11 protein-coding genes are annotated in these 12,341 nt (G+C 63.2%); 2 read left to right on the plus strand and 9 right to left on the minus strand.

All coding sequences use genetic code 11. The features are described 5' to 3' along the window. Positions 1-2: 2 nt before the first annotated feature. From PLD_RS21015 to plsB, 3 genes are read right to left on the minus strand one after another with little or no spacing between them, the layout of a single operon-like run. Positions 3-692: a DUF4197 domain-containing protein gene (locus tag PLD_RS21015; protein ID WP_159896101.1), complete on the minus strand. Its 690-nt coding sequence runs from the start codon at positions 690-692 to the stop codon at positions 3-5. Positions 693-716: 24 nt separating this feature from the next. Beyond that, the gene (locus PLD_RS21020; RefSeq protein ID WP_159896103.1) at positions 717-1,115 is read right to left on the minus strand and encodes a YbaY family lipoprotein; all 399 of its coding nucleotides are present in this window, start codon (positions 1,113-1,115) and stop codon (positions 717-719) included. A gap of 51 nt (positions 1,116-1,166) precedes the next feature. Beyond that, on the minus strand, positions 1,167-3,671 hold the full coding sequence (plsB, locus tag PLD_RS21025; protein WP_159896105.1) for a glycerol-3-phosphate 1-O-acyltransferase PlsB: 2,505 nt from the start codon (positions 3,669-3,671) through the stop codon (positions 1,167-1,169). 247 nt (positions 3,672-3,918) lie between these two features. Here plsB and PLD_RS21030 point away from each other — a divergent pair, with 247 nt between their 5' ends. Next, positions 3,919-4,128, plus strand: coding sequence for a cold-shock protein (locus PLD_RS21030; RefSeq protein ID WP_011059510.1), 210 nt, complete (start codon positions 3,919-3,921; stop codon positions 4,126-4,128). Positions 4,129-4,218: 90 nt separating this feature from the next. On the opposite strand, the gene PLD_RS21035 is transcribed toward PLD_RS21030, so the two are convergent. The 4 genes from PLD_RS21035 to PLD_RS21050 form a co-directional block, all read right to left on the minus strand. Further along, positions 4,219-4,596, minus strand: coding sequence for a hypothetical protein (locus PLD_RS21035; protein WP_159896107.1), 378 nt, complete (start codon positions 4,594-4,596; stop codon positions 4,219-4,221). A gap of 85 nt (positions 4,597-4,681) precedes the next feature. Beyond that, the gene (locus tag PLD_RS21040; RefSeq protein ID WP_159896109.1) at positions 4,682-5,491 is read right to left on the minus strand and encodes a putative RNA methyltransferase; all 810 of its coding nucleotides are present in this window, start codon (positions 5,489-5,491) and stop codon (positions 4,682-4,684) included. Beyond that, on the minus strand, positions 5,491-6,642 hold the full coding sequence (gene dapE, locus PLD_RS21045; protein WP_159896111.1) for a succinyl-diaminopimelate desuccinylase: 1,152 nt from the start codon (positions 6,640-6,642) through the stop codon (positions 5,491-5,493). The genes PLD_RS21040 and dapE overlap by 1 nt, the downstream gene beginning before the upstream one ends. Before the next feature lie 186 nt (positions 6,643-6,828). After that, complete coding sequence (locus PLD_RS21050; protein ID WP_159896113.1) at positions 6,829-9,420, minus strand: glycosyltransferase; 2,592 nt, start codon at positions 9,418-9,420, stop codon at positions 6,829-6,831. Between the two features lie 210 nt (positions 9,421-9,630). Here PLD_RS21050 and tcdA point away from each other — a divergent pair, with 210 nt between their 5' ends. Further along, a complete protein-coding gene (gene tcdA / locus PLD_RS21055; protein ID WP_159896115.1) occupies positions 9,631-10,446 on the plus strand; it encodes a tRNA cyclic N6-threonylcarbamoyladenosine(37) synthase TcdA in 816 nt (271 codons plus the stop codon). A 119-nt stretch (positions 10,447-10,565) separates the two neighbouring features. Here the strand turns inward: tcdA and PLD_RS21060 are convergent, their stop codons facing one another. Further along, positions 10,566-10,976 carry a SufE family protein gene (locus PLD_RS21060; protein ID WP_159896117.1) on the minus strand — a complete coding sequence of 137 codons (411 nt, stop codon included), beginning with the start codon at positions 10,974-10,976 and terminating at the stop codon, positions 10,566-10,568. After that, the gene (locus tag PLD_RS21065; protein ID WP_159896119.1) at positions 10,973-12,178 is read right to left on the minus strand and encodes an aminotransferase class V-fold PLP-dependent enzyme; all 1,206 of its coding nucleotides are present in this window, start codon (positions 12,176-12,178) and stop codon (positions 10,973-10,975) included. Before PLD_RS21065 ends, PLD_RS21060 begins: the two co-directional genes overlap by 4 nt. Positions 12,179-12,341 lie beyond the last annotated feature (163 nt).

The raw sequence follows: 12,341 nt of genomic DNA on the forward strand, positions 1-12,341 counted from the left end.
TCTTACAGGGTGCCGAAGACTTTCTTGGCCAGGCTGGTGGCCGCGGCCGCCGGGTTCTGGCGAATGGCTTCTTCCTGCTTGCCAATCATCTCGAACAGGCCGTCGAGCGCTTGCTCGGTCACGTAGTTCTCGATATTCGCGCTCTTGGCATCCAGCACGCCCAGGCTCGCGGCCTGGCCGGCGAAGGCGTTGTACTGCTTGGCCAGACCCACCTGGTCGGTGGCCTGTTTGACGATAGGCAGGAACTTGGCGCGGATCTGCTCGCGGCTGCTCTTGTCCAGGTACTGGGTGGCGGAGTCCTTGCCACCGCTGAGAATGCCCTTGGCGTCGGCCACGGTCATCTTCTTCACGGCATCCACCAGCAACGCCTGCGCCTGGGGCACGGCAGCCTCCGCGGCCTTGTTCATGCTGGTTTCCAGCTGATCGACCTGGTCACCCATGCCGAACATCTTCATCTTTTTCGCGACTTTACCGAGGTTGCCCGGCAGCTCGATGCGCACATCGGGGTTGTTGCTGAAACCGCCGGGCGTGCCCAGCTGTTTGACGGCGATCTGTGCGCCCTGGGTCAGGGCGTCCTTGAGGCCGCCGCTGGCGTCACCCTGGGACAGGTCGCTCAGGGACAGGGCCAGGGCGCTGGCGGAGATCATCAGGCCAGCACACAGGCTGGTAAAACGGAGTGAGGTACGGAGCATGGCGGCTTCCTTGGGCAATGAAAGTTAACGTACGGCGTCGACACGGAGTTTCAACGGCTGCGGGTCCTTGCCGTCGAGATTGACCCCGTTGTGTTCGGTGGTGATGAACATCAGCTTACCGTCCAGTTCGATCCGCGCGCTGACTGCATAACGGTGGCCGGGCTTGACCTGGGCCGGGTCGTAGCTGAGGTGGAAAGGCAGTGGCACCTGGCCTTTGATCGGGCCACTTTGCTTGGCCAGGACCACGGCGGGAGCGTCCGCCAGGGACACGTCTTGCAAGGTGACGCTCAGGGTGGCCGAAGGGGGCAGGGCGATGCGTTGCAGGTAGAAGACTTCGCCGTCGAGGCTGGCGGTGGCTGCAGGCTGCATGGATTGGCAGGCTCCCAGCAGTGCGGTGGCGGCCAGCAGGATGAGTTTTTTCATCGTGAATCTCCGTATCGAGGGCGCCGCAGGCTCTGCGGCGCCCATAAGAATCTAGTCGGTATGTTCGGGAGCCGCGAGTTGCTCGGCGGCATCCTCGGTGCGGTGCAGGGCGACCTGGCGGATCGACAGGCGAATTTCCGCCGGCAGTACACGTTTGGCAGCGCCTTCGGCCAATTCGCCCAACAGCGGGTGGTAGCTCAACTTGCCAGCGTCATCACGGCGCAGTACGCCCTCATCCAGCAGGGTCTGGATGAAGTGGCGGAACAGACTTTTGTCGAAGAACTCCGGGGCATTGAGGCCATGCAGAATCGACAGGCGCTGGGCCATGACGGTGCACAGGTCTTCCAGTTCTTCGGCGCTGATGCTGTTCTGGCCGCTGTTGAGCAGCAGGGAAATGGCCATGTAGAAGCGTTGCAGGGTTTGGGCGATGCTTTTGGACAGCAGCGTCAGCAGGACAAAATGCCGTGAGCTGGGCGCCGGACGCAGGTACAGGTCTTTCTCGAAGCGCAGCAGGCCTTGTTCGACAAAGGCCTCCAGCCACTGATCCACCACCGCATCCAGCTCATCAAGGGACCAGCGAATGAACAGCTCCGACTGCAGGTAGGGATACAGCGCACGGGTGTAGCGCAGGATCTGTTCGCGGCTCATGCGCGACGAGCTCTGGAAGAAGCTCGCCAGCAGCGCCGGCAGGGCGAAGATGTGCAGCACATTGTTGCGGTAGTAGGTCATCAGGACGGCGTTCTGCTCGTCCAGGTAGAGGATCTTGCCCAGGGCGTCGCTTTGCTCGGCCAGCAGGTCCATGTCCATGACGTGCTGGATCAGCGCCTGGCCATTGCCTTCCGGCAGCGTGGTGTGGGGCGAGTAGGGCACGCGGCGCAGCAAGGCCAGGTACAGGTCCAGGACTCGGGCCATGGCGCGGTCATCCAATGCCAGGCGGCTGGTGGAGAGCAGGGCCAGGGCCACCAGGTTCACCGGGTTGATCGCCGCGGCTTCGTTGAGGTGCTGGGCCACCCGCTCGCCCAGGCGGTTGGTGGTCTCGTTGAGCCAGGCCGGACGGTACTGCGGGCCCAGCTCCTGGGAGCGCCAGTCCGGTTGCTCCTGGTCAAGGAACTCCGCGAGCTTGATCGGTTCGCCGAAGTTCACCGCCACCTGGCCGAAGCGCTGTTTGAGGGCACCGATGACTTTGAAGATATCGAAGATCGACTCCTTCTTCTTGCTCGCGCCGCGCAGCTCGCCCAGGTAGGTGCGGCCTTCCAGGACCCGCTCGTAGCCGATGTACACCGGCACGAAGACGATGGGCATGCGCGAGGAGCGCAGGAAGCTGCGCAGGGTGATGGCCAGCATCCCGGTCTTGGGTTGCAGCATGCGTCCGGTGCGCGAGCGGCCGCCTTCGACGAAGTACTCCACCGGGAAACCCTTGGTGAACAGGGTATGCAGGTACTCGTTGAACACCGAGGTGTACAGCGGGTTGCCCTTGAACGTGCGGCGCATGAAGAAGGCACCGCCGCGGCGCAGCAGGCTGCCGATCACCGGCATGTTGAGGTTGATTCCGGCGGCGATGTGCGGTGGGGTCAGGCCGTTGCGAAACAGCAGGTAGGACAGCAGCAGGTAATCGATGTGACTGCGGTGGCAAGGCACGTAGATCACTTCGTGGCCCTGGGCGATCTTTTGCACGCCTTCGAGGTGGTTGACCTTGATCCCGTCGTAGATCTTGTTCCAGAACCAACTGAGCACTACTTCCAGGAAGCGGATTGCGGTGTAGGTGTAATCCGAGGCGATTTCGTTGCCGTAGCGCAGGGCTTGGGTCTTGGCTTTTTCCGGGGAGATGTTCTCGCGTTCGGCTTCGTCGAGAATGGCCTGTTTCACCAGGGGCTGGTTGAGCAGCCCCTTGACCAGGTTGCGTCGGTGGGAAATGTCCGGGCCAATGACTGCGCTCTTGAGGTTGCGAAAGTGCACCCGCAGGATGCGTTGGGCCATGCGCACCGTGCGTTCGTGGCCTTTGTCGTGCTCGATCAACTCGCGCAGGTTGATCGGCGCCGAGAACTGCACGCGGGTCTTGCGTCCCAGGATCATGATGCTGAGCAGCCGGCGCAGGCGTCCGGTGACGGCCCAACTGTCGGCGAACAGCAGTTTCCATGGGCTGGATTCACTGTCCGGCGACTGTCCCCAGAACACGCTGACCGGAATGATCTGCGCATCCTCGGCGGCATTTTGCGTCAGTGCGCTGACCAGTCGCGTCAGGGTCGGCGGTGCGCCGCGCTTGTCCTGGCGGCCGAGCCAGTCGGGGTCGGGCGTCAGATAAAAGAACGCCGCAGGTTCCAGCAGATTGCCCACTGACACTGGCAGTACCGGGCGGGGCAGGCCGGCTTTGGTGCATTCGCTATCCACCACTGCCAAGTCGGTCAGGGACGGGTTTTGCAGGACGTAGAACACCGGTCGGCTGCGGTCGAGGTCGAGGGTAAAGGACGACTGGTTGATGGTTTCCGAGCGGACCCAGAGGTACAGCAGTCGGCGCAAGGTGCCAAACACAAGACGGCGAATCGGGGAGCGGGTCATACGGCTTCTGCATGAGTGAATATAAAACCGAGCACGCGCTCGGGGCCGGTAGTGTGCCGTATTCGTCGAAAATCGGCAAAAAAGCGCCGAAACAAGATTGAGTTGAGAGTTTTTACGCCTGTCATATACTCGGCCGACTCTCCCGCGGTCGTATCGCTTCCAGTCATAGAGAGGCTGCCCGAGGGAAAGTTCTCAAGGTTTGGTTGCAGCGCGCCAATCCAATAATAAAAAAATGAGGTATGGATGCATGACTACTCGTGAGACCGGCAACGTGAAGTGGTTCAACGACGCCAAGGGCTACGGCTTTATTCAGCGTGAAGGCGGGGCGGACGTATTTGTCCACTATCGGGCGATTCGTGGCGAAGGCCATCGCTCCCTGACTGAAGGCCAGCAGGTGGAATACGCCGTGGTCGAAGGCCAGAAAGGTCTACAAGCCGAAGACGTCGTCGGCTTGTAACCGATCCTGTAGCGGCTGGCTGGTCAGCGAAGGCAGCGTCTGTCTCCAAGGCCTCTTCGCCGGCTGCTACAGGTTTGAATGGCGCAGCTGTCAGGCGGTGCGCCAGGTAATCTCTTCTTCACCGTCGGTGCTGATGCGAATCCAGCGATCGGCGGACTCTTCACCTTCTTCCTCGACCCAACTGCCCGGTGCGCAGCGCACTTCGACATTCAGCGCGGCGAATGCGGCACGGGCACAAGCGATGTCGTCGTCCCACGGGGTCTGGTCGCTTTCCAGGTACAGGCTGTTCCATTTGCCCACCGCTTTGGGCAGCCAGGTCACCGGTACGCTGCCTGCGGTGCATTTGTAGGTCTGGCCCTTCTGCACCCACTCGCTGCATGGGCCGAGCACGGCGCCAAGCCAGGCGGCGATGGCCTTGTAGTCGACGTCGGCGTCTTTCAGGTAAATCTCGATATCGGGCTGGCGCATGGATGTCCTCATTGCCGGTCTGAAAAATCCATTCGCGGATTTATTCGGCCCCGGGCTCATGCCCGAGGTCGTGGATTAAGTGGGGTTATTGCAGCACGAAGTAATCGTAGCGCATCGATACGCTGACCTCGAAAGGCTCGGCTTGCTCGATCACCGCGGCCCGTCGCTCGGCGCTGGCGCGCCAGCCGTGGGGCGTCATGGCTAGCAGGTTGGCGCGATCTTCCGGGCGCTCCAGGCTCAGCTTGAACGCCAGGGTTTCGCTGTGGGCCAGGGCCATGCCTGGCGGCACCAGGGCCAGGTGCTTGTCGTCGCTGTATTCGCGCACTTCGTCGTACAGGCGCTCGCGCAGCTCCATCAGGTGGCCGCTGGTCGGACCGACTTTCATCAGGCCGCCACCGGGGCTCAACAGGCGCTTGGCCTCCAGCCAATCGAGGGGGCTGAAGACGCTGGCGAGGAACTGGCAGCTGGCATCGGCCAGGGGAATGCGCGCCATGCTGGCGACCATCCAGGTCAGCTGCGGCGCCCGGCGGCAGGCACGTTTCACCGCTTCCCGGGAAATATCCAGGGCATAGCCATCGGCGTCGGGCAGGGCCTCGGCCAGTTGCGCGGTGTAGTAACCCTCGCCACAGCCGATGTCGACCCAGCGCTGGGGCGCACGCTCGGCCGCCAGTTGCGCCAGGCGCCTGGCCACCGGCGCGTAGTGGCCGGCGTTGAGAAAGTCGCGACGGGCCTCGACCATGGCCTGATTGTCACCCGGGTCACGGCTGTTCTTGTGCTGCACCGGCAGCAGATTCAGGTAGCCCTGGCGTGCGCGGTCGAAACGATGCCCAGCCGGGCACACCACGCCGTTATCCAGGGCGTTCAGCGGGGCGCTGCAAAGAGGGCAGGCGAGCATCAGGCGAGCAACTTGATCAGGGTCTGGTAGTAGATTTCGGTCAGCACATCCAGGTCGCTGGCCAGAATCCGCTCGTTGACCTGGTGGATGGTGGCGTTGACCGGGCCCAGCTCCACTACTTGGGTGCCCAGGGTGGCGATGAAACGTCCGTCGGAGGTGCCGCCGCTGGTGGACGCCTGGGTCTCGCGGCCGGTGACCTGCTTGATACTGGCCGAGACCGCGTCCAGCAGGGCGCCGGGTTCGGTGAGGAACGGCAGGCCGGACAAGGCCCACTCCACATGCCAGTCCAGGCCATGTTTGTCGAGGATCGTCGCGACCCGCTGTTGCAGGCCTTCGACGGTGGATTCGGTGGAGAAGCGGAAGTTGAACACCGCCACCAGCTCACCGGGGATCACGTTGGTGGCACCGGTGCCGGAGTTGAGGTTGGAAATCTGGAAGCTGGTGGGCGGGAAGAAGGCATTGCCGTCGTCCCAATGTTCGGCCGCCAGTTCCGCCAGGGCCGGAGCCGCCAGGTGGATCGGGTTCTTTGCCAAGTGCGGGTAGGCCACGTGGCCCTGTACCCCACGCACCGTGAGCTTGGCGCCGAGGGAGCCGCGGCGGCCGTTCTTGACCACGTCGCCCACCAGGCTGGTGCTCGAAGGCTCGCCGACGATGCACCAGTCCAGGCGCTCCTTGCGCGCCGCCAGGCGTTCCACCACCGCCTTGGTGCCGTGGTGCGCTGGGCCTTCTTCGTCGCTGGTGATGAGGAAGGCCACCGAGCCCTTGTGATCCGGGTAATCAGCGACGAAGCGTTCGGCAGCCACCAGCATCGCCGCCAGGCTGCCTTTCATGTCCGCCGCGCCACGACCGCAAAGCATGCCGTGCTCATCGATCAGGGCTTCGAACGGGTCGTTCTGCCAGGCCTGGACTGGGCCGGTGGGCACCACGTCGGTGTGACCGGCGAAGCACAAGACCGGGCCTTCATGCCGGCCATGGGTGGCCCAGAAGTTGTCCACGTCCTCGATGCGCATCGGTTCCAGCTTGAAGCCGGCGTCGCCCAGGCGCTGCATCATCAGTTTCTGGCAGTCGGCGTCGACCGGCGTCACCGAGGGGCGGCGGATCAGATCACAGGCAAGTTGCAGGGTCGGCGAAAGCTCGGCGTGGGCCGTCATGGGTAACTCCGGTGCAAGGCATTGTGTAGGTGCCGGCGGGGCGGCAATGGCGGTTGGGCAGACATACCGTGGCGCTCTGTTCGCTGGCAAGCCAGCTCCTACAAGTGGTGGGCGTGGCGCGCAAAATGGCGCATATCTTAAAGCAAAACGGCGGCCTGAGGCCGCCGTTTAGTGCTTTGCATCGATTTAGGCGGCTGGAGCCGGCTCGGGGTGTTCCGCAGGTTTTGGTAGCGACGAAAGGAAGGCCATGACCAGAGCCGCCACATAGGGCAGCGACTGCACCAGGAGCATGGCCACCCAGAAGCGCATGTCGTTGCTCGGCAGGCCTTGCACCAGGAAGATCCCCAGCGCCGCGCCCCACAACAGCAGCATGATGAAGAGCTCTTCCCGGGCTTCCGAGATCGCCACCCAGAAGCCGTGGTTGTCGGCGTTCTTCGGCGTGCGGAAGAACGGAATGCTGCTGGTGAAGAAACCGTACAGCACCGCCTTGGCGATGGTATGGGACAAGGCCAGGCCGGCCAGGGCCGCGCAGAACGCGTCCTTGAGGTTGACCCCCACCGCCCGGCGGTAGAGGAAGATGATCTTGCCCACCTTGAACACGAACAGCGCCAGCGGCGGGATGGCGAAAATCAGCAGCGGCGGGTCGACCCGTTGCGGCACGATGATCATCGCTGCCGACCACAGCAGGGCGCCGACGGTGAAGAAAATGTTCATGCCGTCCGCCACCCACGGCAGCCAGCCCGCAAGGAAGTGGTAGCGCTGGCCACGGGTCAGCTCGGTGTCCTTGCCGCGCAGCAGGCTGGCGGTATGACGCTTGATGATCTGGATCGCGCCATAGGCCCAGCGAAAACGCTGTTTCTTGAAGTCAATGAAGGTGTCGGGCATCAGGCCCTTGCCGTAGCTTTCGTGGTAGTAGGCAGCCGACAGGCCCTTCTCGAACACTCGCAGGCCCAGCTCGGCGTCTTCGCAGATGCACCAGTCGGCCCAGCCCAGTTCTTCCAGCACCGAGCGCCGGGTCATGGTCATGGTGCCGTGCTGGATGATCGCGTCACGGTCGTTGCGGGTCACCATACCGATATGGAAGAAACCTTTGTATTCCGCGTAGCAGAGCTTCTTGAAGGTGCTTTCGTTCTGGTCGCGGTAGTCCTGGGGCGACTGCACGATGGCGATCTTCGGATCGGCGAAGTGCGGCACCATGTGCTTGAGCCAGTTGCGGTCGACGCAGTAGTCGGAGTCGATCACCGCGATCACTTCGGCATCCTTGGCGGTGTGCGGCAGCAGGTAGTTCAGGGCGCCGCCCTTGAAGCCGGCCAATGGCGCGACGTGGAAGAACTTGAAGCGCGGGCCCAGGGTTTGGCAATAGGCCTGCACCGGTTCCCAGACCGCCGGGTCCTTGGTGTTGTTGTCGATGATCAGGACTTCGAAGTCCGGGTAATCGAGGTTGGCGAGGGCGTTGAGGGTCTGTTTGACCATCTCCGGCGGCTCGTTGTAGCAGGGCACATGGATCGAGACTTTCGGTCGGTAGCTGGAGTCGCCTTCCACCGGCAGGAATTCGCGCCGGCGCTTGTGGATCCACACCGCTTCCGCCAGTTCGTGGGCTTCGGTGAGCAGCACGATAAACACCCCCAGCGCGCCGAGGGCCAGCAGGAAGCCCACGGTCAGGCTGAACCAGGTGCTGTATTGCTGGCTGTAGTCATAGCCGATCCATACCAGCACCGAGCCGCAGAGAAACGCGATGAAGGTCAGGAAGGTGCGGCCACGCTGGCGCAGGGCCGAACCGTCGATCATCAGCAGGGTCAGCGACAGCAGTGCCAGCACCCCGGAAGCGATGGCCAGCACTCGCCATTGCGGGATCGCCACCACCGGCCCTTCGAAGTTGAATTTCTGCTGGCGCGCGGCGTTGAACACGCCCCAGTAGGCGCCCACCGAACCTTCGTCGCTGGCTTTCCACGGTTGGTCGAAGGCTTCGATGACGAAGTAGTTGTAGCCCTGGCGATTGAGCTCGTTGACCAAGGTTCGCAAGTAGATCGCCTGATCCGCAGGGCTGGCGTCTGCCCCGCCACGCATGCGGCCATTGCTCGGCCAGCCGACTTCGGACAGCAGCAGCGGCTTTTTCGGGAACATCTTTTTCAGGTCCCGGGCGCGATCGAGGACGAACTGGCCGGCTTTGTCCACCGGGATGAATTCCCAGTAGGGCAGGATATGCGCGGCGATCAGGTCGACGTGCTTGGCCAGTCCGGGGTTTTCTTCCCAGACGTGCCATTGCTCCGAGGTGGTCACCGGTACTTTCACCGCAGCACGGACTCGGTCGAGCACCACCGACAGTTGGTCAGCAGTGATTTCCTTACGGAAAATCGCCTCGTTGCCCACCACCACGCGGACTACGCTGCGCGAGCTGTTGGCCAGTTCGATGGCGCGCATGATTTCCCGTTCGTTGCGTTCCAGGTCCGGGCTGATCCAGATCCCCAGGGTCACCCGCAGGCCGAACTCTTCCGCCAGCTTGGGAATATCCTGCAGGCTGCCGTCCACCGAATAGGTACGGATGTTGTCGGTCAGCTTGCTCATGATCTCCAGGTCACGACGCATTTCATCGTCGGACGGGTACTGGTCTTTTTGTGGGTACTGGCCCTGCTGGAAAGGCGAATAGGAGAAGCCGGAGATCTGTTCCGGCCAGTCAGGAGCCGAGACCGGGCGATTGATTAACGCCCAGAAGCCAGTGAACAGTGCGGCGATGGCCAGCACGATCACCAGGTTGAGTCCAAATTTACGCGATGACATAGCTATTTCGGGTTCCAAAGGGTGTGGAACGAGGGAAAGGTTGGCGGGGGCCAAACGGCGGGCATCCTACACCGGCCTTCAACTGAGCGTACAGCGCACAAAGGAAAGCGGGCCTTGGGCACTGTATTTGCGTTTAAGTTCTTAACTTGTAGCTGGCGGCTGAGAACTTGTCGCGGTGAAGCTCTATAATGCGCGCCGGTTTTTTAGGTGATGGTCATGAGTACAGAAGATCCACGGTTTGCCGGCGTCGCCCGTTTGTATGGGACTGATGGTCTGGAACGGCTGCGGGCGGCCCATGTGGCCATCGTCGGCGTCGGTGGCGTCGGTTCCTGGGCAGCGGAAGCCATCGCCCGTTGCGGCGTTGGTGAAATCACGCTGTTTGACCTGGACGACGTCTGCGTCAGCAACAGCAACCGGCAACTGCATGCCCTGGACAGTACCGTGGGCAGGCCCAAGGTCGAGGTCATGGCCGAGCGCCTGCGCGGGATCAACCCGGATTGTCGGGTGCACGCGGTGGCGGATTTCGTCACCCGCGACACCATGGCCGAGTACATCACCCCGAACATCGATTGCGTGATCGATTGCATCGACAGCGTGAACGCCAAGGCGGCGCTGATCGCCTGGTGCAAGCGGCGCAAGATTCAGATCATCACCACCGGCGGCGCCGGCGGGCAGATCGATCCCACGCTGATCCAGGTCTGTGACCTGAACCGCACCTTTAATGACCCGCTGGCCTCCAAGGTGCGTTCCACCTTGCGCCGCGACTACGGTTTTTCGCGCACCGTAACCCGACATTACAGCGTGCCTTGCGTGTTCTCCACCGAACAACTGCGCTATCCGAAGCCGGACGGCAGCATCTGCCTGCAAAAGAGCTTTGTCGGCGATGGGGTCAAGCTCGACTGTGCTGGCGGCTTCGGCGCGGTGATGATGGTCACCGCAACCTTCGGCATGGTGGCCGCGACCAAGGCGGTGGACAAGATCGTTGCCGGCGTGCGTCGCCCATCTGAACGCAGCAACCCTCTGTAGCCGCTGCTGCCGCGAGCGGCCCGGCGGGCCGTGGGGGCTTGAGGCCGCTAGAGGTCTGGCGGGAGATCGCCAAGCAAGGTCCTGTGGAGCTTTTCGCAGCCTCGCAGGCTCGGCAGCGGCTACAGGGGGGCGGCCAGTTGGTTCATGCGTTGCAGCACGGCGTTCAGACCATTGCTGCGCGATGGCGAGAGCTGGCGCGACAGGCCCAGCTGGTTGAACCAGTCCGCCAGGTCCACTTCGTGCAATTGCTGCGCCGTCAGGCCGTTGACCCGGGCCAGCAGTAAGGCCACCAAACCGCGAATCAGCCGCGCGTCGCTGGCGGCGGCAAATTGCCAATGACCGTTCTCCAGGGCCGCCACCAGCCAGACCTGGCTTTCACAGCCATGCACCCGATTGGCTTCGACCTTGTCGGCCTCGTTCAGGGCCGGCAAGCGCTCGCCCCATTGCATCAGCAGGCGTGCCCGCTGTTCCCAGCCGGTAGCCCCCTGGAACACCTCCAGGGCGGCGAGAGCTTCCGCCGGCAGGCTCATCGCAGCAACTCCAGGGCTTGATCCAGGGCTTCGAAGAAGCGTTCCAGGTCTTCGGAGTCGTTGTACAGGGCCAAGGACACCCGGATCGCTCCGGCCAGCCCCAGGCTTTTCATCAGTGGCATGGCGCAGTGATGCCCGGCGCGCACGGCGATGCCTTGTTCGGTCAGCAGGTGGGCCAGGTCGGCGTTGTGCACGCCATCGACGACAAAACTGACCAGGGCCACCTGCGGCGAGCCCAACAAGCGGATGCCATTGCGCGCCTGCAGGCCATGCAGCAGGTAGGCATGCAGTGCCGCTTCATGCTCGCTCAGCGCTTGCTGATCCAGGCCGGCGAGGTAATCCAGGGTGGCGCCCAGGCCGATGACTGCGGCAATCGGCGGCGTGCCGGCCTCGAAGCCCAGGGGCGCCGGGCGGAAACTGGCGTGCTGGTAGTCGGCGTCCTGGACCATTTCGCCGCCGAACTGCCAGTGGCGCAGTTGCTTGAGCGCCTGATGACGGCCGAACAGCACGCCGACTCCGTCCGGCCCGTAGAGCTTGTGGCTGGAGAACACATAGAAGTCGCAGCCCAGGGCCTGCACGTCGTGGCGGCCGTGGACCACGCCCTGGGCGCCGTCGATGACGGTCAGCGCACCTTGGGCTTGGGCCATGGCCAGTAGCGCAGGCAAGGGCTGCCAGGCGCCGAGCACGTTGGACAGTTGGCTGACGGCCAGCAGGCGGGTACGCGGGCCGATCAAGCGGCTCGCCGTATCGAGGTCGATCAGGCCGTCGGCATCCAGGGGCAAGACGATCAGCGTCAGGCCACGGCGCTGGGCCAGTTGTTGCCAGGGCAGCAGGTTGGCGTGGTGTTCCAGGGCGCTGATGACAATCTCGTCGCCGCTGTCGAATTGGTGCTCCAAGCCGTAAGCCAGGAGATTCAGCGCGGATGTGGCGCCGTGGGTGAAGACGATCTGCCCGCGGTCACCGGCATTGAGCCAATGGCCAACTTTGTGGCGAGTGTTCTCGAAGGCTTGGGTTGCATGGGCGCCGGGCAAGTGTTGCGCGCGATGCACATTGGCCGCGCCATTGGCGTAGTAGTGGGCCAGTGCATCCAGCAGGGCTTGGGGCTTTTGTGTGGTGGCGGCGTTGTCCAGGTACGTCTGGTCCTGGCGTTGCAGGGCGGCGATGGCCGGGAAATCGGCGCGCCAGAGGGAGGCTACAAGCATGGTGGTAGAACTCGTTTGAACCGGCCGGGCGCTGATAATAAGCGCCCGGCCGGTTCCGATGAAACCGAATCACTGCTTCAGCTCTGCAGGAAAACTGCCTGCGCTTCGATCGCGCTGGCGCGCTGGGCGCCTTCGGCGTTACGTAGAAGCAGGCTCGGAATGC

This window comes from Pseudomonas sp. LD120, from assembly GCF_009861525.1.
Taxonomy (GTDB): Bacteria; Pseudomonadota; Gammaproteobacteria; order Pseudomonadales; family Pseudomonadaceae; genus Aquipseudomonas.

Bases quoted from the DNA above. Each gene is read 5' to 3' on its own strand.
- PLD_RS21020 (WP_159896103.1), bottom strand. From the start codon at position 1,115: ATGAAAAAACTCATCCTGCTGGCCGCCACCGCACTGCTGGGAGCCTGC.
- PLD_RS21040 (WP_159896109.1), bottom strand. From the start codon at position 5,491: ATGCTCGCCTGCCCTCTTTGCAGCGCCCCGCTGAACGCCCTGGATAAC.
- PLD_RS21030 (WP_011059510.1), top strand. From the start codon at position 3,919: ATGACTACTCGTGAGACCGGCAACGTGAAGTGGTTCAACGACGCCAAG.
- PLD_RS21060 (WP_159896117.1), bottom strand. From the start codon at position 10,976: ATGAGCCTGCCGGCGGAAGCTCTCGCCGCCCTGGAGGTGTTCCAGGGG.
- tcdA (WP_159896115.1), top strand. From the start codon at position 9,631: ATGGTCATGAGTACAGAAGATCCACGGTTTGCCGGCGTCGCCCGTTTG.
- PLD_RS21015 (WP_159896101.1), bottom strand. From the start codon at position 692: ATGCTCCGTACCTCACTCCGTTTTACCAGCCTGTGTGCTGGCCTGATG.
- PLD_RS21050 (WP_159896113.1), bottom strand. From the start codon at position 9,420: ATGTCATCGCGTAAATTTGGACTCAACCTGGTGATCGTGCTGGCCATC.
- PLD_RS21035 (WP_159896107.1), bottom strand. From the start codon at position 4,596: ATGCGCCAGCCCGATATCGAGATTTACCTGAAAGACGCCGACGTCGAC.
- dapE (WP_159896111.1), bottom strand. From the start codon at position 6,642: ATGACGGCCCACGCCGAGCTTTCGCCGACCCTGCAACTTGCCTGTGAT.
- plsB (WP_159896105.1), bottom strand. From the start codon at position 3,671: ATGACCCGCTCCCCGATTCGCCGTCTTGTGTTTGGCACCTTGCGCCGA.
- PLD_RS21065 (WP_159896119.1), bottom strand. From the start codon at position 12,178: ATGCTTGTAGCCTCCCTCTGGCGCGCCGATTTCCCGGCCATCGCCGCC.